Source organism: Paraburkholderia phymatum, from assembly GCF_038900715.1.
GTDB classification, from domain to species: domain Bacteria; phylum Pseudomonadota; class Gammaproteobacteria; order Burkholderiales; family Burkholderiaceae; genus Paraburkholderia; species Paraburkholderia phymatum_A.
The window spans coordinates 101,988-123,349 of sequence record NZ_JAYMRZ010000002.1; the positions used below are offsets into that span (position 1 = coordinate 101,988).

A 21,362-nucleotide genomic window follows, 5' to 3' on the forward strand; every position below is an offset into this window, starting at 1 on the left:
TTCGAATACGGGCGAGAGATTCGGGCGACCGTATTGCAAGCCAACCCAATGCCTCAAGATGACCGCGCCAGGAAGTTCGACGCTAACAACCGCGCCCGGACGGCCGGCGTCCTTTGTTGAGAATGCGCGCAGGAAGAGAAGCCCACGCCGACGTCATCACTTGAGGCTATTGAGGTCCAATGCGTCGGCGATCGCCTGCATGCCAGCATCGTTCGGATGCAGGTTATCGCCACTGTTAAAAGCCGGCAGAAAGGAGGCTGCGTCAGCGGGATCGCTCACGGCGCGAGCCTGGTCCAGCACGGCATCGCAGCCGCTCGACGGACTCAGCACAAACGCGTTGATCTGTCCTCGCGCAGATTCGATCGCAGGCGTCCAGAACGGCGTGCCGCGAAACGGTGTGAGCGTAGAGCAGACAACCTTGACGCCGACCCGATGCGCACGGGCGATCAACTGTTGAAACGCGCCGATCAGATCCTGTGCGCTGGATGGCGCCGGGCTGTTGAGGTCATTGACGGCATCGTCGGAGACGATGATCCACTTCACTCCCGGCTGGCCCAACGCGTCGCGATCGAAGCGCTTGAGGCCGGCTTCACCGCCGCCATCGCTGAAAAAGGTGTTGCCACTGATTCCCTCGTTCAGTACACCGATCGCCATGCCGGCGTTGAACAGGCGCACGGCAAGATCGTTCGGCCAGCGGTGATTAGTGTTGCTGCTGGATGCGCGCCCCTCGGTGACCGATCCACCGAATGCCACCACGGCGCCCGTTGCGTGCGCGTTCTGGACATCGACGTTCGTCAAAAAATAGTAGGCCTGACCGGCGGGGTTAGTGGTGGAACCGGTGAAAGCCGGATCGGCGCCGACGTTGCCCGGCGCGACATAGACGTCCTGTAGCGAGCCGTCGTGACCCGTCGGGCGCGGCGGCGCTGCGCCGGGCAGATACAGGCTCACGGCAATATCCGCGAGTGGCGGCACGTCGAAGGAAACAGGGTCGCTTGCGATTGACGCGCCCGCGGGCAGCGTCACGCTTTGTTGGCCGCCGAACGTCACGGTTCTGGTGCTGCTGGCGACCGTCATGGGACCGCGATCGCGCAGGGCAACATAAACGTTGCCGAGCACGACTGCCTCGCTCCCGTAAAGGTTCGACAGCTGCACACGCACGGCAGACCCGCCAATGCTGGTGTGCACAATCTGACGCACGGTCTCGTTGTTAAAGCCCGGTGCATCGGTGACCCATGGTGCGACAGCCCAGGTACCGACCCACGGGATCGATGACGTGCCGACGGATGCCGAGCTATCAGACACGCCTCCACCACCCCCGCCACAGGAAAGACAGGCCACCGCGAAAAACGCGATCAGCGCGCGTCGAGGCCACGCGCGAGTAATATCGGCCAAGCGCTGCAACTGGTCCATGGGTGCCTCTCGAAGCGGTCGTGCGAACCGCAAGAACGTCAACCTGCACGCGAACAATCGCTTCGATAAAGTCAGCACCTTTCATACCCGCAGGTGTTGTTGCGCCGGAAATTCACCGATTAGCGCCGTCTACGGTCAGCTTGCGGACGCGGGTGCGAGATCCAGGGCCTGCCGCGCAGGCCATATTGCGCGACTGAGTGAAGATCGAATGTGCAGAGACCGTTTTGTGCCCGGCTCTGGATGGAAACGGAGAAGAAGGAGGCGGCAAATCGATAGCGGCCTCGCCAAAGAATGGTGCGTACCGCAGCGTGCATCTGCGCAAAGGCGTGCCCATTCAGTTACCTTTATGGCTTGGTGGTAGTCCGTTCACGAACCGATCAACATCTGACTTTTGCCGGCGCGGTGTGGTGTTCCGGCAGCTGCGCGGGAACGGCGAGCTTGTCTGAAGTGCCCGCGCGCAGGCTTCCACCGAGACGAACGAACAAGGCCAGTACGCGATTTTTTCAACGCCGCCTGTCCGTCAGCGAGCGGCCCGTGCGTCATTGTGAAGGCGGCCCGATGTGATCGACCGCCTCAACCCCATGACGGAGGCTCAAATGCAATACCTGTTGATGATCTATTCCGAAGAAAACCGCTGGAGCCAGATGACCGACGGCGAGCGGCAGCAAGGCGTCGCCGCGTATCAGGCGTACACCGAATCGTTGAAAAAAGCCGAGGCGCTCGTGGGCGCCAACCGGCTACAGCATACGAATACGGCGACCACGGTGCGGCTCGTCGACGGCAAGCCGCAGGTGCTCGACGGACCGTATTCCGATTCGAAGGAGCAGCTCGCCGGCTACTATCTGATCGACGTGCCCAACCTGGACGCGGCGATCGCGTGGGCGTCGCGTTGTCCCGGCGCGGCGCACGGCATGATGGAAGTGCGACCCGTCTGGACCGCTCCCTACGATGCGCCGTCTGCATGAGTCTGTCCGGCTGCGGCCGCGACGCTGACGGCGCCGCACGTTCGATTGCCGAGGCGGTCGCTCGCCGCAGCTACGGCAAGCTCGTCGCGCTGCTGGCGATGCGCACGCGCGACGTCGCCGCAGCCGAGGACGCGCTGGCCGACGCCTTTGCGGCCGCGCTCGCCGACTGGCCGGAGCGCGGCTGCCCCGCGAATCCCGAAGCGTGGCTGATGACGGTTGCGCGCCGCCGGGCGATCGACGGCGCGCGCCATCACCGAATCGGCGGCGAAGTGGCGAACCAGCTTGCGATCCTCGCCGACGAGATCGACGAGCACGAAGCAGGCGCGTTACCCGACCGGCGGCTTGCGCTGCTGTTCGCGTGCACGCACCCCGCGCTCGAAGCCGCGATTCGCACGCCGCTGATGCTGCAGGTGGTGCTGGGACTCGAAGCGAAGACGATTGCGTCGGCGTTCCTGATGTCGCCGTCCGCGATGAGCAAGCGCCTCGTGCGCGCGAAGAACAAGATTCGCGAAGCGGGCATACCGTTCAGCATGCCCGAGCGCGAGGAGTTGCCCGGCCGGCTCGCTGCCGTGCTGGAAGCCGTCTACGCGACGTATGCGGAAGGCTGGACCGACCCGGTCGGCGGCGATACCGGGCGGCGCGATCTCACCGGCGAGGCGCTCTTTCTTGCGCAACTGCTCGTCGAGCTGCTGCCCGAAGAGCCGGAGACGCTGGGTCTGCTCGCGCTGATGCTGTACGCGCAGGCGCGTTGCGACGCGCGACGCGATGCGGCCGGCGACTATGTGCCGCTGTCCGCTCAAGACCCGGCGACGTGGAACGCGCCGATGATCGACGCCGCCGACGCATTGCTGCGGCGCGCGAACGCCTTCAACGCAATCGGACGCTTTCAGCTGGAAGCCGCGTTGCAGTCGGCGCACGTGTATCGCTGCCGGACCCATCGCGCGAACTGGGATGAGATCGTGCAACTCTATGACGCGCTGCTCGCGATTGCAGCGTCGCCCGTGGTCGCGGTGAACCGCGCGCTCGCGCTTGCGGAACGCGACGGCCCGCAGGCGGCGCTCGACGCGCTCGAACCGTATGCCGACGATCCGCGGCTGGCCGACTATCAGCCGTATTGGGCCGCGCGCGCCGATCTGCTCGCGCGTGCTCGCGCGACGGCCGAAGCGCTCGGTGCTTACGAGCTCGCGATCGGCCTCGAACGCGATCCGGCCGTGCGGCGCTTTTTGCAGCGCAAGCGCACGGCGCTGTCATCGTCGTCGAGCAGCTAGAAACAGCGCGTTGCGTTTGCCATGCGAGCTGGCAAGCCGTCAACTAACGCGCCTTGGTCGACACGAAACACCCGCCCCATCGACGCGCTTTTTTGCAAAGTCGACGTCCCCGATCTATTGGACCAAAGTCTCATTGACCGTCCCAAAGTTCGCGTGTCTGATTGGCGGAAAGGTTCACGCGTCCGTGACCTGGTCCGCGCCAGCGGAACTCCCCATGACCGGCGGATTCAGTTCATCGAGCGGGTCGAGGCCGGCGGCAATCCAGCCTCAAGCCGTGCGATCGGACAGCACTGGAATGGCGCCGACCGCGATCCCGAGATGACACGGAAGGAAGTGACCGCGAGCAAGCTCAGCCGCGCGTGCGCGCGAGGGAAGCCTCGTTCGCATGCCACCTGGTGACCCGCGAATACCTTGGTCTCCGCCGCAACGTGAATCGTAGGGAGAGCAAACATGGACTGGAATCGCTGGTACAGCTTGAAGAGCTACCTGAGAACTTCGCTGTGGACTGTGCCGCTCATCGCAGTCGCGATCTATGCCGTGCTAAAGCCCCTCACTGAATTGGCGGGACGGTGGATGATCAGTCAGGGATTCCTTGATCCGAAAACCGGCTTTCTCGGGCTGTCCATGACGGGGGCGCGGTCGCTGGTCGGCGACATCGTTTCCGCAGACCTGGCGTTCCTGGTGTTTACGTTCGGCTCGCTGCTGGTCGCGATCCAGGTCGCGGGCGGGCAGTACACGCCACGGATCATCGCGACGACGCTGCTGCGCGACAACATCATCCGCAGCATCTCGGGGCTTTTTGTTTTCTCACTGCTGTTCGCCAACAGGACGCTCGGCTGGATGGGCGAGAACGAAGTACACCAGCTTCAAGTGTTCATCGCGGCGCTTTGCGGATTCGCTTCCGTCGTCGCTTTCCTCTTCCTGATCGATTACGCCGCGAAATCACTGCGTCCCGTCAGCCTTGTGGCTCGCGTCGGCGCGCAAGGGATCGCCGTCATCGAGAGCGTTTATCCCGCTCCGACCACGGGTGCGATTACCCAGCCGGAACGCGACAAGGAGCGAGGCATACCCGACCACATCATTCGTCAGCGCGGAACGTCCGGCATCGTTCTGGCCGTGAATCTGGAGTTGCTGGTGGCCAAGGCGCGGCGCACGGGCGTAGTCATCGAATTCGTGCCGCAAGTCGGCGATTTCGTCGCGGTGGACGATCCCTTGTTCTATCTATACGGCAACGCCGATGCCATTAACGACGACAGGCTGCGCACGCTCGTCGCTTTCGGGACGGAACGCACGATCGAGCAGGACCCGATGTTCGCGTTTCGCATCCTCGTCGATATTGCGCTGAAGGCGTTGTCGGCGGCGATCAACGATCCGACCACGGCCGTGCTCGCGATCGACCAGTTGCACCGGCTATTGCGCATGGTGGGCAAACGGTCCCTGCACGTCGAAGAGATCATGGATAAGTCGGGACAGGTGCGCGTGATCTTGCGGACGCCCAATTGGGAAGACTTCGTGCATATCAGTTTTCGCGAGATTCGCCAGTGTGGCGTGGGCAGCATTCAAATCGCGCGGCGTCTGCGCGCGGCGATAGAGAACCTCATCCAGAGCCTGCCGGAGCATCGTCATGAGGCGTTGCGCGTCGAGTTGATATTGCTCGATCGCGCAATCGCGTCGAAGCATCCGTTCCCCGAGGACCTGGCGTTGGCCCGTATCCCCGACTCGCAAGGGCTTGGAGGTTCGGCTGCCTCCACTGCAAACAAATAGCGCTTTCGGAGGCGTGCCATGCGCAAGCTCATCATGGGCATCGTTGAATTCCGCGAGAACATGCTGCCGCAATACGCGAAGCAGTTCAGCAAACTGGCACTTGCGCAGACGCCCGATGCCCTCTTCATCACGTGCTCGGACAGCCGGGTTGTACCGGACCTGCTGGCCTCGACCCATCCGGGCGATCTGTTCACGATGCGTAACGTCGGCAACCTGATACCACCGGCGACTGCGGAGGGAACGTCCACGGGCGACCTATCCGAGGCAAGCGCGATCGAGTATGCGGTGCTGGTGCTGAAAGTCGCGAATATCGTCGTGTGCGGGCATTCCGAGTGCGGCGCGATGAAAGCCGTCTATACACGCAACGCCAGGCTGAAAGCGCCGAACCTCGATAAATGGCTTTACCACGCCAACAATGCAGCGTTTCGCCTCGAACACGAAGGTCCACTCGATGGCAGGCTGAAACGGCACGATCAATTGTCGCAACTCAACGTGCTCGTGCAGCTCGAGCATCTGATGACATATCCGATCGTCCACCAGCAGGTCACGGCCGGGGCATTGGTATTGAGCGGCTGGTGGTTCGATATCGCGACAGGCGACATGTATGCGTATGAGCGCACGACACGCTCGTTCGAAGTCATCGACCGCGCGATGGCTGAACGCATGATCGCGCGCCTTGCCGCGCGAGCGCGGTGAAGCTGTGAAGCGGTGAAGCGGTAAGGACATCATGGCGGGCGTCCACGCGGCACGCCGAACAGGCGTCATGTCCCGAGCGATTGCAGAAGCCTCGCGAGGTTCTGCGGCTGAACGTGGATGATCCCGCCTCGCGGACTGTCGATATCCGCGATGAGCGCAAGCGACAACGCAACCGTCATCGGCAAGATTGCGATGAGCAAGCCTCTTCGAAGATCACCCTTTGCGCCGTATCCCTGCACCACGCATCCGAACAGCGCGACCACGATCATCAAGACCCATGCGCCGATCGGAATGCGATTGAGAAGGGCCGCCTCGGAGTAATCCTGCGAATTGAGCACGTCGTTCATGCCCGTGACGATCACGGCCGCAACAGGTGTCGGGTTTTCAGTGGCCACCCGCGCCGCGAGGCGCCATAACTCGGACTGAAGGTCGGCCGTCTCGCGCTCGTTGCGCGCGATCTCCTGCGCGTCTCTCGTCAGATAGTGGGCCCGTCTGAGCCGGGTATAGCGAACCAGCGCGGCCTTCATCTGCACGGTGATGGCGGGACCGGCCAGATCGGCACGCGCGTATTCGGTGCCTATCGCGTTCGCCTCGCTTTCCTCCAGATTCTTGCGCTGATCATAGCGGCTGACCGCCATCGAGAGACTGAATCCGATGAGCAATGCGAGCAACGTCAGCGTCGACGTCTGCACGATGTTGAAGTCTTCCGGGTGCTCGCCGGAAAGCGCCGGTATGCGTCTGAGGACGAATGCGCCAAAGGCGATTGCCGTGACCATGAGCACCAGAAGCACAATGAACAGGATAGCCGGATGATCGACGAATGCTGTCATGCGTAACCCTCAATGAAGGCCTCCAGCCAGGCGCTGTCGGCGTTCGTCCGGCAATATTTTTCTACGGCATCAGCTTAATAACCGCGTGATGGTTTTGATATTGGTCTTTGGTCCAATACACCTGAGAGAGCGGCGGCGTTCAACCCACGATGCCGCGGACCGCCCAGGCGACATTGGCGAACGAGCGCGGGCCGTCGGACCGACCGGCTTCATAGGCGTCCCGCACGGCGGCCTCCGTGCGCGCCCGTTCGGCGGCATCGAGTGTCGTCATGTATTGACCGAGCGGCCCCTCGCCCGCGGCAATGGGCGCCCAGTAATCGTCGAAGTTCCGGTAATCCATGCGGACCATCAGATCCGTTTCCTCGACGTCCGCGAGTCCTTGCTCGATGAATGTCTGCTTCATCTCGCCAGGCTGCATCATCGGCTGGAAGCAATAGCGGCTGCGCAACTGGCGACCGGATTCGCTGAGGGCGGCCACCGTGTCCACCATCATGCGCATGCCGGGCATGCCGCCGGGATGATCCCACACGACGGCAGCGACCACGCCGCCCGGCCGCACGACGCGGCGCATCTCCGCCACCGCCTTGCCGCTGTCCGGCACGAAATGCAGCACGAGCAGGGCCAATGCACCGTCGAAGCGTGCGTCCTCGAAGGGCAATGCGCAGGCGTCGGCCTGCTGGATCTTGATGCGCGGATCGGTGTTGCGCCGGATCGCCTCTTCGACGAAGACGTTCGAGTAGTCGATTGCGGCGATTTCTTTGAGGCCGGCGTTCTTCGCCAGCTCGAACGTCAGGCTGCCGGTGCCGCAGCCGACGTCGAGAACGCTAGCGCCATCGCGAAGCCCGGCGAAATCGACGAACAGCGGAGCGAGCCGTTTGCTCCAGCGGCCCATCAGCTGTTCATAGCCGGCCGCCGCCTGGACATTGAAAGTTGATGTCATGGGCGCCCTCAACACGTGATCAACTGTCTTCAGCCACGCCGTCGATCGCAGCGAGCAGATCTTCAGTATGTACCATCAGGTCACGCACCTGGCGCAGCATCGGATACTGGTGAAGCACGGCACGCCATCGAGGCGATGCCAGCAACTGATGCCAGACCGGCTCGAGGTTTTGCGGATCTGCATGTTGCCCGTCCGCCAGGGCGCTCGCGAATTCGAGGCTCGCCTGCGCGGACAAAAGCTGCATACGGCTGGCGGCACCAAGCAAGCGCGGCGACGTTTCCGCTGGCGCATCGCAACAATAGAGAACCGCTTTGGTCAGACCCGCCTCGTCGGTTGTCAGCGCGCGCAGCGACGCCCCGCGCAGACGCACCTTCCCTTGCCGCGTCTCGAATGAATAAGCGATGTCTTCATCGGCGTGTGCGAGCAGGCGCAATCCACGCAGCAGCCGCGAGAGATCGGTCGTTGCGGCATCGACTGAGGCCTTGGCTTCGACGAGCAGGCAAACGTCCCAGACGGCTGCTTCGTCATCGGCGTTCGCACGTCCTAGCAGGACCACGTCCCATTCGGTTTTGGCGCGCTCGGAGCTGGCGGGCAATGAAGGCGGCGCGCGCATCGACGTCACGACGCGATATGACGCGCGACCTCCGGCTGTCTCGTTGAGCCGTCGAGCCAGCGCTTCAAGCGCCTGTGCGGCCAACGCTTCGACGGCAGCGCCACGCTTTTGCGACGCAGCGCCTTGCGCAACGGCGCTGGAACTTCCCGGACGAGGCCCGTGCCGATCCCATAGCGATCGGTACTGACGCACGAGATCATCCGACGCCAACGCATCGAGACGCTGCAAGCGTTCCAACGCAGGACTGTCGAGTAGTCGACTCAAGCCGCGCCCGACTGACGATTCGTTCGCGATCTCCGGCATGCGAAGCAGACGTCGCGCGGCATCGTGGAGTTCTGACCAGGACGAGGACGACGCATACGCATGCAATTGCGTCAGCGCGTCACGTTGCGGACCCGGCAGGATTCGTTGCTGTTTGCCCGGATGCGCGATCGCATTGACGGTCGCGTGAATCGAACGGCGATCCTGATCCGCGTGAACGGACAGCGATGCGTACTCTTGCACCTGCGCCGCCCGGTGCCGAAGTACCATCGCCTGAAAAACAGGATCGCCGGATTGCGCGCGCCTCGCTTCATGGATCAGGCGCGCGAGCGCTTCGACGAACAGGCGCTTCACTGATTCGGGCGGCACTTCTCCGCGCGCCACTGCCCTGCGGGCCTGCTCGATTGCAATCGCGAGCGCCGTCGATGGACTGGCGTTTGGTGTCTGATCAGGTGCGTCGGCGAACGGCGGCAAACGATAGCGCCGAGCGACGGTCCGCAACACTTGGTCAATCAACGGAGACGATGGCAGCAGGGACATGACGATGGAGACTGTATCCGCCGTTGTAGTGGCGCAGATCATTTGTCAACGCCGTAAGCAGATCTACGGCTGAACCGATGGTAACGACGTTTCGGGCGATTCTCCACTTCGACGCTACATCTAATTGCAACGGGACGTGCCGGGCCGACGACCCGCGAGTACGATAGAAAGAATTGACCCACGAGTTTCAGGAGGCACCATGAAAGCGGTGTGCCCGCTGCACGGGCCAACGACTATCATCCGCACGAACCAGTACGGATTTCCGGTTTATGCATGCTGCTGCAATGACGTGCCGTATGTAGCAACGCCGGATGCGTGCACGAGAGCGCCGACGCAACGCGGCGCCGAGCCGAAGCAGCAGCCGGAACCGGACAAGACGAAAACGGAGTGACGGTGACGGTGTCGCATCATGCCTTATGACCGGCGTGAACCCGACCCGCAGCCTCAACCCGCCGCACGAGGCGCCGGCCCCAGCCTTTTTGCAACGGCCGCGCACGCGGCACGCAATGGCGCAACGTAGGTTTCGAGCGGCGTCTCGCTGCGCCTGAACAGCGGAATGCTGACGCTGATACACGCGATCGGCAGGCCGTCCGCGCTGCGAATCGCGCATCCGTAGCAGAAGATCTGCGCTTCGTTTTCTTCGCGGTCTTCCGCATAGCCGCGCTCGCGCGTCGCATCCAGTTCGGCGCGCAGCGCTGCGGGCTCGATGATCGTGTTGGGCGTGAAGCGTGTGAGCGTCAGGCCTTCGAGCAACGCGTCGCGCGACGCGCGATTCAGTGCAGCGAGATACGCCTTGCCGACAGAACTCGAATACAGCGTCACGCGCGTGCCGATCCGCGATGCCATGCGCACCGCGTGCGGGCTCTCCAGTTTTTCGATGTAGACCATCTCACTGCCGCTGCGCACGGCGAGATGCACGGTTTCCTGCGTCGCGTCGCGCAACGCCTGCAACGCGTCCGCTGCGGCGACGCGCACGTCGGAGCGCTCCCAGCTGCGGCTTGCGAGCATCATCAGTCGCGGGCCCAGCTCGAACGTTCCGCCGCGCAGACTCTCGACGACGAGCCCTTCAGCGATCAGCGCACCGACGATCCGATATACCGTCGGACGCGGGTAGCCGCTCGACGCAGCCAGTTGCGCCACACTCGGCGCATCCTTCGCATCGGCGATCAATTGCAGCACCGACATGAACTTCGAGAACGCGGCCGTGCCCGTCGCGCGCGCGGCTTCGATGGCATCGGTGGCGGAATTGGACATGATCGCTTCGTGAACGAAAAAAGGCGATGCGATTATAGCGAGCCGCCGTGCCGCGCCGTTTAAGCATCGATGGGCGGCGATGGTGTCACGCGACCAGGTATCCTCCATCGACGGGCAGCACGGTCCCCGTGATGAACGACGCGCCCGGCGAACAGAGAAACGCGACGGCGGGACCGATATCGTCGGGCGATCCCCAACGTCCGAGCGGCGTGCGCTCGAGAATCGCCCGTGAGCGTTCGTCGTTGTCCTGCAACGCCTGCGTAAGCGGCGTCGCGATCCAGCCGGGCGCCACGGCATTCACGCGGATGCGGTCGGTCGCATAGGCAATCGCGAGCGACTTCGTCAACTGCGCGACGCCGCCCTTGCTCGCGCTATAGCCGGGCACGAGCCCGCCGCCAAAAAAGCTCAGCATCGAAGCCGTATTGACGATCGCTCCGCCGCGCTCGCGCAACAGCGGCCGAGCCGCTGCGCACGCGCGCATCGTGCCCGTCAGGTTCACGTCGAGCACTTGCGCGAACACATCGGGATCGAGTTCGTCGCCGCGACGTATCACGCCCGCACAATTCACCAGCATGTCGAGCGACGTCAGCGACGCGAACAGCGCATCGACATCGCCTTTCGATGCGACGTCGAGCGATGCGGTCTCGATGCCATCGGCGGCAAGCGCGCTGCGTTGCGCGTCGGTCGGTGCGAGCGCTGCCGCGATCACGCGCGCGCCGAGCGCGGCCAGACAGCGCGCGACGCCCGCGCCGATGCCCTGCGTGCCGCCTGTGACGACGGCTGTCTTGCCTGCAAACAGATCGTGTTGAAACGTCATGTCGATGTGCGAGTTCAAGATTGGGTCACGCGGGCTTGCGCGGCGGCGCCTTGCTCGCCCTTGTCCTCGATCGGCACGCGCACGACGAACATGTACACGAGCGCCGCTGCGAACGCCACGCCCGCGCTGATCAGAAACGCGTTGACGAACGAGTGCGTCTGGTCGACGACCATGCCCGTGATGAACGGTGCAAACGATCCGCCGAAATAGCCGCCGAAATTCTGGATGCTGCCCAGCGACGCCACCAGATGACGCGGCGTCGCGACACTGACGAGCGCCCACGCCGCGCCGCTCGCGAGATTCACGAAGTACATCGCAAGCGACAGATAGACGATCGCGAGCGTCAGCGTCGGCGTGTAGGCGGCGGGCACCGTGAACACGGCCGCGCCGATCAGCCCGCAACAGATCGGCCACTTGCGGCTGCGCATCGGCGCCATGCCGCGCGCCATCAGGCCATCGGCGATAAAGCCGCTCGACAGCATGCCGAGCGTGCCGAAGATGTATGGAATCGACACGACCCAACCCGTCTTCGCAATCGTCAGATGACGTTCGTGTTCGAGATATGCGGGCAGCCACGTCAGATACAGCCACACCATGTAGATGACGCCCATGAAGCCGAAGATCATCCCCCACGTCGTTGCGGACGCAAACAGGCCGCGCCATTCCGCGAACGTCATCTTGCGTTCGGCGCGCGCGAGCGGTTCTTCTTCCGTCAGATGCCTGACCTCGTTCGGCTCGAGCGTCACGTCGCCGCGATTGCGATAGATCAGGTACCAGCCGATCGCCACTGCGATGCCGAGCACGCCCATCACGACGAACATCCAGCGCCAGCCGAACGCCAGCAGCAGGACCGTGAGGATCGGCGGCGCGAGCGCGGGGCCGATCGTCGACGAGGTCGTGAAGATGCCCGTCGGCCGCCCGCGCTCGCGCAGCGCGTACCATTCGCTGACGACTTTCGCGCCCGCAGGAAATTGCGGCGCCTCGCCGATGCCAAGTGCAATGCGCGCCGCCAGAAACTGCGGCAACGTGTGAACGAGGCCGCCGCACAACTGCGCGCACGACCACACGAACATGCCGAGGCCGAGCATCACGCGCGCGCCGAAGCGGTCGAGCATCGCGCCCACGGGAAGCTGCGAAAACGCGTACGCAAACGAAAATGCCGACAACAGCAAGCCCATCTGCGAAGCCGAGAGGCCCAGTTCGGTGCTCACCGAATGATTGGCGATGGACAGCGTGCTGCGATCCAGATAATTGACGATGCCCGCCAGCGTCAGGAACGTCAGCGCGATCCATTGAATGCGCCGCAGGCGCGGGGTCTTCGATTGCATGTATTGTCTCCTCCGAATGCTCTTTTGAGTCTATGTGGAAGGGTGTGTGTCGACGACGACGAATCAGTAAGTGGCGCGGCCTCCGGATAAATCGAACACCGCGCCCGTGTTGAACGAGCACGACGACGAACAGAGCCACAGCGCGAGCTCGACGACTTCATCGGGTTCGCCGAGACGCGTCATCGGGCTCTTGTCGATCATCGTCTGCACGTGCGACGGCGACATCTGTTCGAGCAGCGACGTGCGCACCGCCGCGGGCGCAATCGCATTGACGAGCACGCCCGTTTGCGCAAGCTCCTTGCCCAAGGACTTCGTCAACGCGAGCACGCCGGCCTTCGCGGCGCTGTACGCCGACGCGTTCGGCGTGCCTTCCTTGCCCGCAAGCGATGCGATGTTGACGATGCGTGCGTGTCGCTCCCGGCGCAGTGCGGGCACCAGTTGACGGCAAACATTGAAGGTGCCGGTCAGGTTGACGTCGACGATGCGCGACCATTCGGCGGGATCGTATTGTTCCAGCGGCATCGTCGGCCCCGCGTAGCCCGCGTTGTTGACGAGCAGAGCGATGCCGCCGAAGCGTTCGAGCGTTGCGTTCGCGGCGCGCTCGACGGACGCGAGATCCGTGATGTCGACGGCGAAGCGCGCGATGCGCGAATCGCGGGTGCTGGCGTCGGCTGACTCTGCATCGCGATCCCACACGGCTACCGATGCGCCGCAGTCCGCGAGCCGCTGCGCAATCGCAGCGCCGATGCCGCGCGCGCCGCCCGTGACGACGGCCACGGCGCCTGAAAAGTCATACGATGCGCGGCGCAATTCGAAAGGCGCGCTCACCGCTCACCTCACGAACTGATCGACGTAGCTCGCGCCGAGGCCGACGCGCTCGTAGTGCGCGCGGCACATGTCGAGCTTCGTGAACACGTCTTCGTAGCCGGTGTGCTTGCCATACGGATCGCAGTAGTACATCACGCCGTTGACCTGGAAGTACGTGATCATTTCCTCGACGTCTTCCGGCACATACAGCGTGTGCGTTTCGCCCGGCGGCTCGAACACATAGCTGCCTTCGGTGGCCACCCAGTCGTGCTCGAGATAGCGCCAGCGGCCTTTGAGCACAAGCCCATGCACGGCCTGCGGATGACGATGCCGGCTCAGGACGCCCGACTTGCGCACGCGCAGCAGGTTCATCCAGTAGCCACTCGATACGTTCAGGCACAGTGGCCGGAACCAGACGTTTTCGGCCTGCGGAACCCATAGTCGTTCATCTTGCGGAATCGCGGACTCGACGACGATTTCGCGCAACGCTTCGGGCGGATTGGGAAGCTGATAGGGCGTCATCGCATCGACGCCACGCGATTGGGTTGTCACCTCGCCTCCTATGTGTGCCGTCCATATTATGGACAATCACTTCGTATTGTGGACACATAGTCGGACGATTCGCGAAACGTGTCAAGCGCCTGGATGGCTCTGACCCGGGCTGCTCCCGTCCGTTTCCACGCGCGACGCGAGCGGAAACGGATGACACGGACGCGATGTCTGCGTTGAGGTCAGGTATCCGGATTGGCCGACACAAAATTCGCGAATGCGCTGTACGGCGGATTGAGTGTGACTCCGTTCGTCATAACGCCAAACGTGTTGTCTCCGCTATCGAGGAGGTAGTACATCACGGACTGAATGTTGTGCGTCTTGCGCGCCGGATAGAAGTTGTTGAGCGTGCTCGTGATGTAGCTCGCGCGATAGTCCTGCGATTTCTCCGGGCCCGTGTTCCATTCGGTGATGACGAACGGCACGCCATAGCGGGCCTTGCAATACGTCGGCAAGTCGAATCCTGGGCCTGCGCCGTCAATGCCGATGTTGAAGATGTCGCCGTACACCTCGTAGTTGTGCCACGTCGTGATGTCCCAGCGCACCTTCGGATAGCCGCCGGAGCCATCCGGTTGCATGCCGTCCCACAGCGCGTCCGCTGCGCCGATATCCGCGACACAGAAGTTGATGCCGCATTTCGCATTGGACTGCACAGCCTTTACGCCGTCGATCATTCCACGCATCACGCCGCGCATGACGGGCCAGTTCAGGTTGTTGAAGTCGATCGCTTTGGTGCCTGCGCTGGTGAAGTCGAGGACGGTCGGGACCTGCCGCGTCAGTTCGTTCCCGCATTCATAGACGGTGACACCGTATGGCTTGAGTGCATTGGCAATGGTCATTGCAGCCTGCAAGCCGCGGTTATATGCGGCAGATTCGCTGGTAAACAGGATGCCGTTCGAATCGAAGATGCCGTGATTGATCAGCACGAGCAGCGAAATTCCAGTCGGCTGGAACGCTTGCGCGAGTTTGACGACGGCATTCACCTGCTTCGGGTCGTCGGAACATCCGACGCGATAATTCGTGACGCCCATGCTCTTCAGGATCGAGATGAGTTGCGCCGGCGTGTACGTATAGTCGAAATGCCCGTTGATGCCGTAAAACGATCCCGGAGGAGCGCCGACGATCGCGCGCGGATCGCTACACGGCAGCCATTTGTCGAGATCGGTGTGCACATAGAACTGTCCATCCGTGCCGATGTGCCACATTTTTCCGCCGTACCAGAGCAGCAGCGACACGTTGTACGTGTTGCCCACGGTACTGCCATTGCGATAGATGACACCGTTGCTCACCGTCCATTTCGAGCCCCTCTTGTCGATAATGGACGAAGCCGAAGGGATCGCCGTCCCTTCCGGCGACGCGCCTGCGACCCCCGAAGTCTGACCATACGCGTTCAGAAGATACGCACCGCCGAGCGCCGTAAGGCCGCCGAGAAATTGACGTCGTTTAATCATTTTTTAACTCGTCCTTATCCAGAAAGTTTTCAGAACAAACACAACCAGGTGATCGCTTGAACTGGAAAAGACGGCGCGAGCGAATCCGTATTACGCAGTAGTCCTTACTGGTAACAACGATTCTTCGCCTGCTCGGTGCGGGGAAATGGAGAACTGCGTGAACCGCCTCTACGACACGGGAGGCGGTGATGCCAAAGCGCGGGCGTCGCCATACTTGCAGGCACACCCTTTCGAACCCGGCAGACCCTTGCGCAGCGGGTTTCGACGATTCTCCGTTTTTATCCTGCCACTACTTGCCGTCTATCCTGATGCATTGCCCCGATGCATTTCGCAAACATTGGCAATCGCGCATAACGGTTCTGCAAGTTGTTCGCGCGTGCCCGTTCGACCGGGGTAAATAATACGCGCATCAACGCTCGATTTGCATAGGCAAGCAGGTACATTCGTCTAATTAGCGCGATTCTTCCTATGTTTATTTTCGGAAAGGAAATTCCGCCTTTCTGCGTGGCGCGAGCAAAGATCTTGCGCGTGCCTCTGACGGCTCATTCGTCCGATGAGGTAATTATTGGATGTTATTCGCGCGCAAGTACGCAGTGCCGTCGATCGACGATCGGCACAATCAGCGATAGAGGCACCGCATCGTTATCCGGCAAGACATAATTACCGGTAACACGGCGGTCAAATATCGCTGAAAATTTAATCGCATCGAGAAATTTTTTTCGGAATCGACCCTGGCGCTAAAGCACTCGCGCGCCACAGGCCAGGCTATTTCGGCATGCGACCCTGCAAGTCGAGATAAAGTTGCGCCGCTCCGCCGCTCACTCGCTCTAGCGGATGGGCATTGCAGTAGTTGTCCATCCACACCATCAGCGAGTCGTAGTCGGTGTCGCGCAGAATGTCGACCCGTGTTCCCGTCGCGAGCCCGCTCAAATATCCGAGTAGCCAGGACTCGCTCGTCGCCTTGTCAGAACTGGAGTTCTTTCGGGCTATCCACTGGCCGCAAGACGGAACGCTCATCGCGGTGGTCGCGTGCGCAGCGCCGGGGCAGTTCACAGCAGATGAAATCACCAGAACGCCTAGCCATCGTCGGAACATATATGTCATTCGTTTCTCACCGGTTTTCAGGTCATTGCTCAAAGCTTCCGGTGATAAGAATGCGATTCGCTGTTTCGGTTCCTGCATGCGCACGCAAGAACCGACAAGGCACTGGGCCGCGATGCGTTCCGCCGGGCCCGGGCCCTACCGCATCACGCGGCGGGCGGCCCGCTCGTCCCTCTGACGACAAGTTCGATCGGCAGACATTCGGACTCGGGCGTCGTCTCGTCTTTCATCCAGTGCAACAGCGCGCGCGCCGCATGCACGCCGAGTTCATAAGTCGGCAGGAGAACCGTGGTCAGGGAAGGTGTGATCTGCGACGAAATAGGCAGATCGTCGCAGCCGACAATCGACAGTTGACGGGGCACGTCGATGCCGCTGCTCTGCGCTTCGAACAGGCACCCCATCGCGAGGACATCGTTTCCGCAAAAAACGGCCGTCGGCGCGGGCCGCAATTGCATCAGCTGCTTGAGCCCCGCGCGGCCGCCCTCGTAGCCGAACGGCTGCTCGACGACATTCGCTTCGGGCAGCCGGATGCCCTGCACGGCAAGCGTTTGTCTGAAGCCCTCGACGCGCTGCCGCGCGCGATCGTTTTGCCGCGTGTACCCGGAGATGACGCCAAAGCGTCGATGTCCGAGTTCCAGCAGATGCTGCGCGGCAAGCCGCCCGATCTCGCGATTGTCGAAACCGATGACAGGCGAAACGCTTTCCGAGCCGTCCGCTGCTTGTCCCGGGTAGGTCCACATCAGCAGTAGCGCGACGCGGCTTGCCCTGATCAGTTCGAAGGTCTGCGGCGCATGATCGATGCCGACGAGAACGATCGCGTCGACCGAGCGTTCGAGCAGCGCACGGACCACTTCGATTTCGGCCGCCGGATTGTATTCGTGCGCGGAGATCAGCAATTGATAGCCGGAGCTCGACAACGTCGACTGCAGCCCTTGCACTGCGCGCGCGAAGATCGCGTTGTCGAGCGTCGGCACGATCGCGCCGACGAGACGCCCTCGCCCGAGCGCGAGTGCGCGCGCCGAGCCGTCCGGCACGTAGCCGAGCGCGGCGATTGCATCGCGTATGCGAGCCCGGGTGTCGGGCTTCACGACGTCCGGGTTGGACAGCGCGCGCGAAACCGTCGATGTCGAGACTCCGGCGAGAGCGGCGACATCGCTGATGCGGGCCCGGGACAAAGTACTCATGACTTGCGGTGTGCGACTCGTTCAGTTGCTGGGATTCTAAACCGCGCCTGCAAACGCAAGACAAAAACCGCGCATCGGTTTAGTGGAAACCCCGATGCAAGCACGCCCGGATCAAGCCTATATTGAATGCAAGCGTTTGCATTGCATCAAGCAGTTCAGGTCACGAGATGACCTACGCAGAAAATCTCAGGGCATTCTAGCCCTTTTAAAATTCGCTAAATGCAAGCGCTTGCATTTTTTGCAGATCGATAAGGAGAAGGCAATGAGCGTTGTCTACCTGAAGAAGGCAGCCAAGACGCCCGAGAGCGAAACGGCGACTGCGCAGCAGGTCGTCCACGAGATGCTCGCGCGCATCGAGACGGGCGGCGAAGAGGCCGTGCGCGCCTACGCGAAGCAACTCGATCAGTGGGATGGCCCCATCATCGTGTCTCCCGAGGAAATCGAGCGGCGCGCACTTGAAGTGCCCGCGCATGTACGAGCCGATATCGACTTTGCCGCGCGCCAGGTATTCGATTTCGCTGTCGCCCAGCGACGCTCGGTCGAAGACTTCGCGGTGGAGCTTCATCCGGGTGTGACCGCGGGCCAGAAGATCGTGCCTGTCAACGTCGTCGGTTGCTACGCGCCGGCAGGACGTTACGCGCACATCGCGTCCGCGTACATGACCGTCGCGACTGCGAAGGCGGCCGGCGTCAAGACCGTCATCGCATGCTCCAGCCCGTTTCGCGGCGGCGGCATTCACCCTTACGTGCTCTATGCGTTCAAGGCCGCGGGCGCCGACGTCGTGATGACGCTCGGCGGCGTCCAGGCGATTGCGTCGATGGCGCAAGGTCTCTTCACCGGCAAGCAGGCCGACGTGATCGTCGGGCCAGGCAACAAGTTCGTTGCGGAAGCCAAGCGCGCGCTGTTCGGCAAGGTGGGCATCGACGTGTTTGCCGGCCCGTCCGAAATCGCCGTGATCGCCGATGACACAGCCGACGCGCAGATCGTTGCAAGCGATCTGGTCGGCCAGGCCGAGCATGGACACGAGTCGCCCGCGTGGCTGCTGACAACCTCCCGAACCCTCGCCGACAACGTGATGCGGCTCGTGCCCGAGCTGATCGCCGGCCTTCCGCCGACCGCGCGCGACGCCGCGGGCTCCGCATGGCGCGATTACGGCGAAGTCGTGCTCTGCGACACGCGCGAAGAGGTGGTACAGGTATCGGATCGCTACGCCGCCGAGCACCTCGAAGTGCAGGCCGCGGAACTCGACTGGTGGCTGGAACACCTGACCTGCTACGGCTCGCTCTTTCTCGGCGAAGAGACCACGGTCGCCTTCGGCGACAAGACGAGCGGGCCCAATCATGTGTTGCCCACCAAGGGCGCGGCACGCTACTCGGGAGGGCTCTCCGTCCACAAGTTCATCAAGACGCTGACGTGGCAGCGCATGACGCGCGATGCAGCGAGGCAGATCGGCGAAGTGACCGCACGCATCTCGCGGCTCGAAGGCATGGAGGCGCACGCGCGCACCGCCGACGACCGGTTGCGCAAGTACTTTCCGAACGATCAGTTCGTGCGCGGTGAACCGGTCGTGGTTTGACGCGCTCTCACGCGTTCACAGTCAAAGGAGCACGACTTGAACATACACAGGATGTTCGATCTGCACGGCCGCACCGCGCTCGTCACGGGCGGCAACGCCGGGATTGGCGCCGCATTGGCGCGAGCGCTTGGCTATGCGGGCGCGCGTGTCGTGCTCGTCGCGCGCCGGCGCGCCGCGCTCGATGAAACCGCGAGTGCGTTGCAGGCGGAAGGCATCGACGCGCACACGAGCGCGTGCGATCTGAGCGACCTGTCGGCGGCTCGCGCATGCGCGCTCGAAGCGGCGCAACGGCATGGGCCGATCGACATCCTCGTCAACGCGGCCGGCGTCAACCTGCGTCAACCGTTCGAAGAAGTCACGCCGGATACATGGCATCGGCAGCTCGCGATTCACCTGGGCGCGCCGTTCTTTCTCACGCAAGCACTCGCGCCGCAGATGAAAGCGAACGGCTACGGCCGCATCATCAATATCGCGTCGCTGCAGTCGTATCGCGCGTTCGGCAACAGCGCGCCCTATGGCGCCGCGAAGGGAGGCGTCGTGCAGTTGACGCGTGCCATCGCGCAGACGTGGTCGATGCACGGCATCACGTGCAACGCGATCGGCCCCGGCTTCTTTCCGACCGCGCTGACAGCGCCCGTATTCGACGATCCCACGCTCGCGGATCATCACGCGAAGCAGACGTGCATCGGCCGCAATGGGCGTCTCGAAGATCTCTACGGCGTGGCCGTCTTTCTCGCGAGCGAAGCGTCGGCCTACATCACCGGGCAGACGATCATGGTCGACGGCGGCTATACGGCGCGTTGAACACGGTTACGGAGCATATCGATGAAAGCGCTTGTTTATACGCAGCCCAATGAGATCCAGTTGATGGAACGCCCTTATCCGGAGATCGGCGACGACGAGGTGATCGTCAGGATCGACGCGGTCGGTATTTGCGGCTCGGACATGCACGCGTTCCACGGCCATGATCCGCGACGCAAGCCGGGGCTCGTGCTCGGTCACGAGTTCTCGGGGACGATCGCCGATACACGTGCGCAAGGCCTGCAATGCGGCGCGCGCGTGACGGGCAATCCGTTGATCACATGCGGCCGCTGCGAGTACTGCGAGCAGGGACGCGACAACCTCTGCTCGAATCGCACGATGGTCGGCATGACGCGGCCTGGGGCGTTTGCGGAGTACATGTCCATTCCGGCTTCGAGCATCATCGCGATACCGCCGGACATGCCCGCCGCGCACGCCGCCGTCACCGAACCGGCAGCGACCGCGTTGCATGCGCTGAACCTGTCGATGCGCGCATTGACGAGACCGCTGCCGGAAAGCCGCACGCTCGTGATTGGCGGCGGCGCAATCGGCATGCTTTCGGCGCTGCTGCTTCGCTCATATGGTTGCCGCGCGGTCGAGCTGGCGGAGGTCAATCCTCTGAGGCGTGCATCGGCTGCGGAGCACGCCGGCTGCACCGCCTTCGATCCCCTCGCGAGCACAGTGCCCGAGAACCGCTTCGACTTCGTGATCGACGCCGTAGGCGCAAAACCCACGCGCGCCCTCGCGCTGGCTGCCGTCAAGCCGGGGGGCGTCATCATGCATATCGGCCTGCAGGATTGGGCGAGCGAAATCGACATGCGCAAGCTGACGCTCGCGGAAATCACCTTGCTCGGCAGCTATACGTATTCGATGGCCGATCTTCGCGCGACGGTGGCCGCGTTGCATGAAGGGGCGTTCGGCTCGCTGGAGTGGCTCGACATTCGTCCGCTGGACGAAGGCGGCCATGTCTTCGCCGAACTCGACAAGGGCCGCATTGCGGCGAGCAAGGTCATCCTGACACCGGAAGCGTAATGCGTCCGGCGATCGCGCACAGACAGCAACAGTCGATGCCGGCGACGATCAGCGGCCGATGAGCCGCCGCCGACACGACGGGCCACGCGCATTGTGTCCCGGCCCGTCGATTAGAGAAGAAAGCGCATGAGCGCCTGGAGGGTAACGAGGTCTCACGGACCCTTTCCAATGGAGA

At 62.8% G+C, this 21,362-nt stretch carries 19 protein-coding genes; 7 read left to right on the top strand and 12 right to left on the bottom strand.

Translation table 11 applies throughout. The annotated features are described in order from the left end of the window. Positions 1 to 156 precede the first annotated feature (156 nt). Complete coding sequence (locus VSR68_RS03820) at positions 157 to 1,410, bottom strand: GDSL-type esterase/lipase family protein (protein WP_342938517.1); 1,254 nt, start codon at positions 1,408 to 1,410, stop codon at positions 157 to 159. Positions 1,411 to 2,006: 596 nt separating this feature from the next. Here VSR68_RS03820 and VSR68_RS03825 point away from each other — a divergent pair. From VSR68_RS03825 to VSR68_RS03840, 4 genes are all read left to right on the top strand, one after another. Beyond that, complete coding sequence (locus VSR68_RS03825) at positions 2,007 to 2,375, top strand: YciI family protein (protein WP_342938518.1); 369 nt, start codon at positions 2,007 to 2,009, stop codon at positions 2,373 to 2,375. After that, on the top strand, positions 2,372 to 3,643 hold the full coding sequence (locus tag VSR68_RS03830) for an RNA polymerase sigma factor (protein ID WP_342938519.1): 1,272 nt from the start codon (positions 2,372 to 2,374) through the stop codon (positions 3,641 to 3,643). The genes VSR68_RS03825 and VSR68_RS03830 overlap by 4 nt, the downstream gene beginning before the upstream one ends. A gap of 450 nt (positions 3,644 to 4,093) precedes the next feature. After that, on the top strand, positions 4,094 to 5,407 hold the full coding sequence (locus VSR68_RS03835; RefSeq protein ID WP_342938520.1) for a DUF2254 domain-containing protein: 1,314 nt from the start codon (positions 4,094 to 4,096) through the stop codon (positions 5,405 to 5,407). Positions 5,408 to 5,425: 18 nt separating this feature from the next. Further along, on the top strand, positions 5,426 to 6,103 hold the full coding sequence (locus VSR68_RS03840) for a carbonic anhydrase (protein ID WP_342938521.1): 678 nt from the start codon (positions 5,426 to 5,428) through the stop codon (positions 6,101 to 6,103). A gap of 65 nt (positions 6,104 to 6,168) precedes the next feature. On the opposite strand, the gene VSR68_RS03845 is transcribed toward VSR68_RS03840, so the two are convergent. The 11 genes from VSR68_RS03845 to VSR68_RS03895 all read right to left on the bottom strand — a co-directional run bounded on the left by VSR68_RS03845 (position 6,169) and on the right by VSR68_RS03895 (position 17,778). Continuing rightward, complete coding sequence (locus VSR68_RS03845; RefSeq protein ID WP_342938522.1) at positions 6,169 to 6,933, bottom strand: hypothetical protein; 765 nt, start codon at positions 6,931 to 6,933, stop codon at positions 6,169 to 6,171. A 139-nt stretch (positions 6,934 to 7,072) separates the two neighbouring features. Then, a complete protein-coding gene (locus VSR68_RS03850; RefSeq protein ID WP_342938523.1) occupies positions 7,073 to 7,825 on the bottom strand; it encodes a class I SAM-dependent methyltransferase in 753 nt (250 codons plus the stop codon). Between the two features lie 67 nt (positions 7,826 to 7,892). Next, positions 7,893 to 9,287: a 3-deoxy-D-arabino-heptulosonate 7-phosphate synthase gene (locus VSR68_RS03855; RefSeq protein ID WP_342938524.1), complete on the bottom strand. Its 1,395-nt coding sequence runs from the start codon at positions 9,285 to 9,287 to the stop codon at positions 7,893 to 7,895. 444 nt (positions 9,288 to 9,731) lie between these two features. Then, on the bottom strand, positions 9,732 to 10,541 hold the full coding sequence (locus VSR68_RS03860) for an IclR family transcriptional regulator (protein ID WP_342938525.1): 810 nt from the start codon (positions 10,539 to 10,541) through the stop codon (positions 9,732 to 9,734). Between the two features lie 85 nt (positions 10,542 to 10,626). After that, positions 10,627 to 11,358, bottom strand: a complete 732-nt coding sequence (locus VSR68_RS03865) for an SDR family NAD(P)-dependent oxidoreductase (RefSeq protein WP_342938526.1) — start codon at positions 11,356 to 11,358, stop codon at positions 10,627 to 10,629. Positions 11,359 to 11,372: 14 nt separating this feature from the next. Then, the gene (locus tag VSR68_RS03870; RefSeq protein WP_342938527.1) at positions 11,373 to 12,686 is read right to left on the bottom strand and encodes an MFS transporter; all 1,314 of its coding nucleotides are present in this window, start codon (positions 12,684 to 12,686) and stop codon (positions 11,373 to 11,375) included. 63 nt (positions 12,687 to 12,749) lie between these two features. After that, entirely contained in the window at positions 12,750 to 13,514 is a 765-nt protein-coding gene (locus tag VSR68_RS03875; RefSeq protein ID WP_342938528.1) for an SDR family NAD(P)-dependent oxidoreductase, read from the bottom strand. Between the two features lie 3 nt (positions 13,515 to 13,517). Continuing rightward, positions 13,518 to 14,015 (bottom strand): 2,4'-dihydroxyacetophenone dioxygenase family protein, encoded by a 498-nt coding sequence (locus VSR68_RS03880; protein ID WP_342938969.1) that lies wholly within the window; start codon positions 14,013 to 14,015, stop codon positions 13,518 to 13,520. A 209-nt stretch (positions 14,016 to 14,224) separates the two neighbouring features. Next, a complete protein-coding gene (locus tag VSR68_RS03885) occupies positions 14,225 to 15,493 on the bottom strand; it encodes a hypothetical protein (RefSeq protein ID WP_342938529.1) in 1,269 nt (422 codons plus the stop codon). Between the two features lie 765 nt (positions 15,494 to 16,258). Further along, positions 16,259 to 16,675, bottom strand: coding sequence for a hypothetical protein (locus tag VSR68_RS03890; RefSeq protein WP_342938530.1), 417 nt, complete (start codon positions 16,673 to 16,675; stop codon positions 16,259 to 16,261). A 65-nt stretch (positions 16,676 to 16,740) separates the two neighbouring features. Further along, positions 16,741 to 17,778: a LacI family DNA-binding transcriptional regulator gene (locus VSR68_RS03895; RefSeq protein WP_342938531.1), complete on the bottom strand. Its 1,038-nt coding sequence runs from the start codon at positions 17,776 to 17,778 to the stop codon at positions 16,741 to 16,743. A 262-nt stretch (positions 17,779 to 18,040) separates the two neighbouring features. Between VSR68_RS03895 and hisD the strand changes: the two genes are divergently transcribed. From hisD to VSR68_RS03910, 3 genes are read left to right on the top strand one after another with little or no spacing between them, the layout of a single operon-like run. Continuing rightward, positions 18,041 to 19,354, top strand: coding sequence for a histidinol dehydrogenase (gene hisD / locus VSR68_RS03900; protein ID WP_342938532.1), 1,314 nt, complete (start codon positions 18,041 to 18,043; stop codon positions 19,352 to 19,354). Positions 19,355 to 19,390: 36 nt separating this feature from the next. Then, positions 19,391 to 20,158, top strand: coding sequence for an SDR family NAD(P)-dependent oxidoreductase (locus tag VSR68_RS03905; protein ID WP_342938533.1), 768 nt, complete (start codon positions 19,391 to 19,393; stop codon positions 20,156 to 20,158). Positions 20,159 to 20,179: 21 nt separating this feature from the next. Next, positions 20,180 to 21,187, top strand: coding sequence for a galactitol-1-phosphate 5-dehydrogenase (locus tag VSR68_RS03910; RefSeq protein ID WP_342938534.1), 1,008 nt, complete (start codon positions 20,180 to 20,182; stop codon positions 21,185 to 21,187). Positions 21,188 to 21,362: the final 175 nt, after the last annotated feature.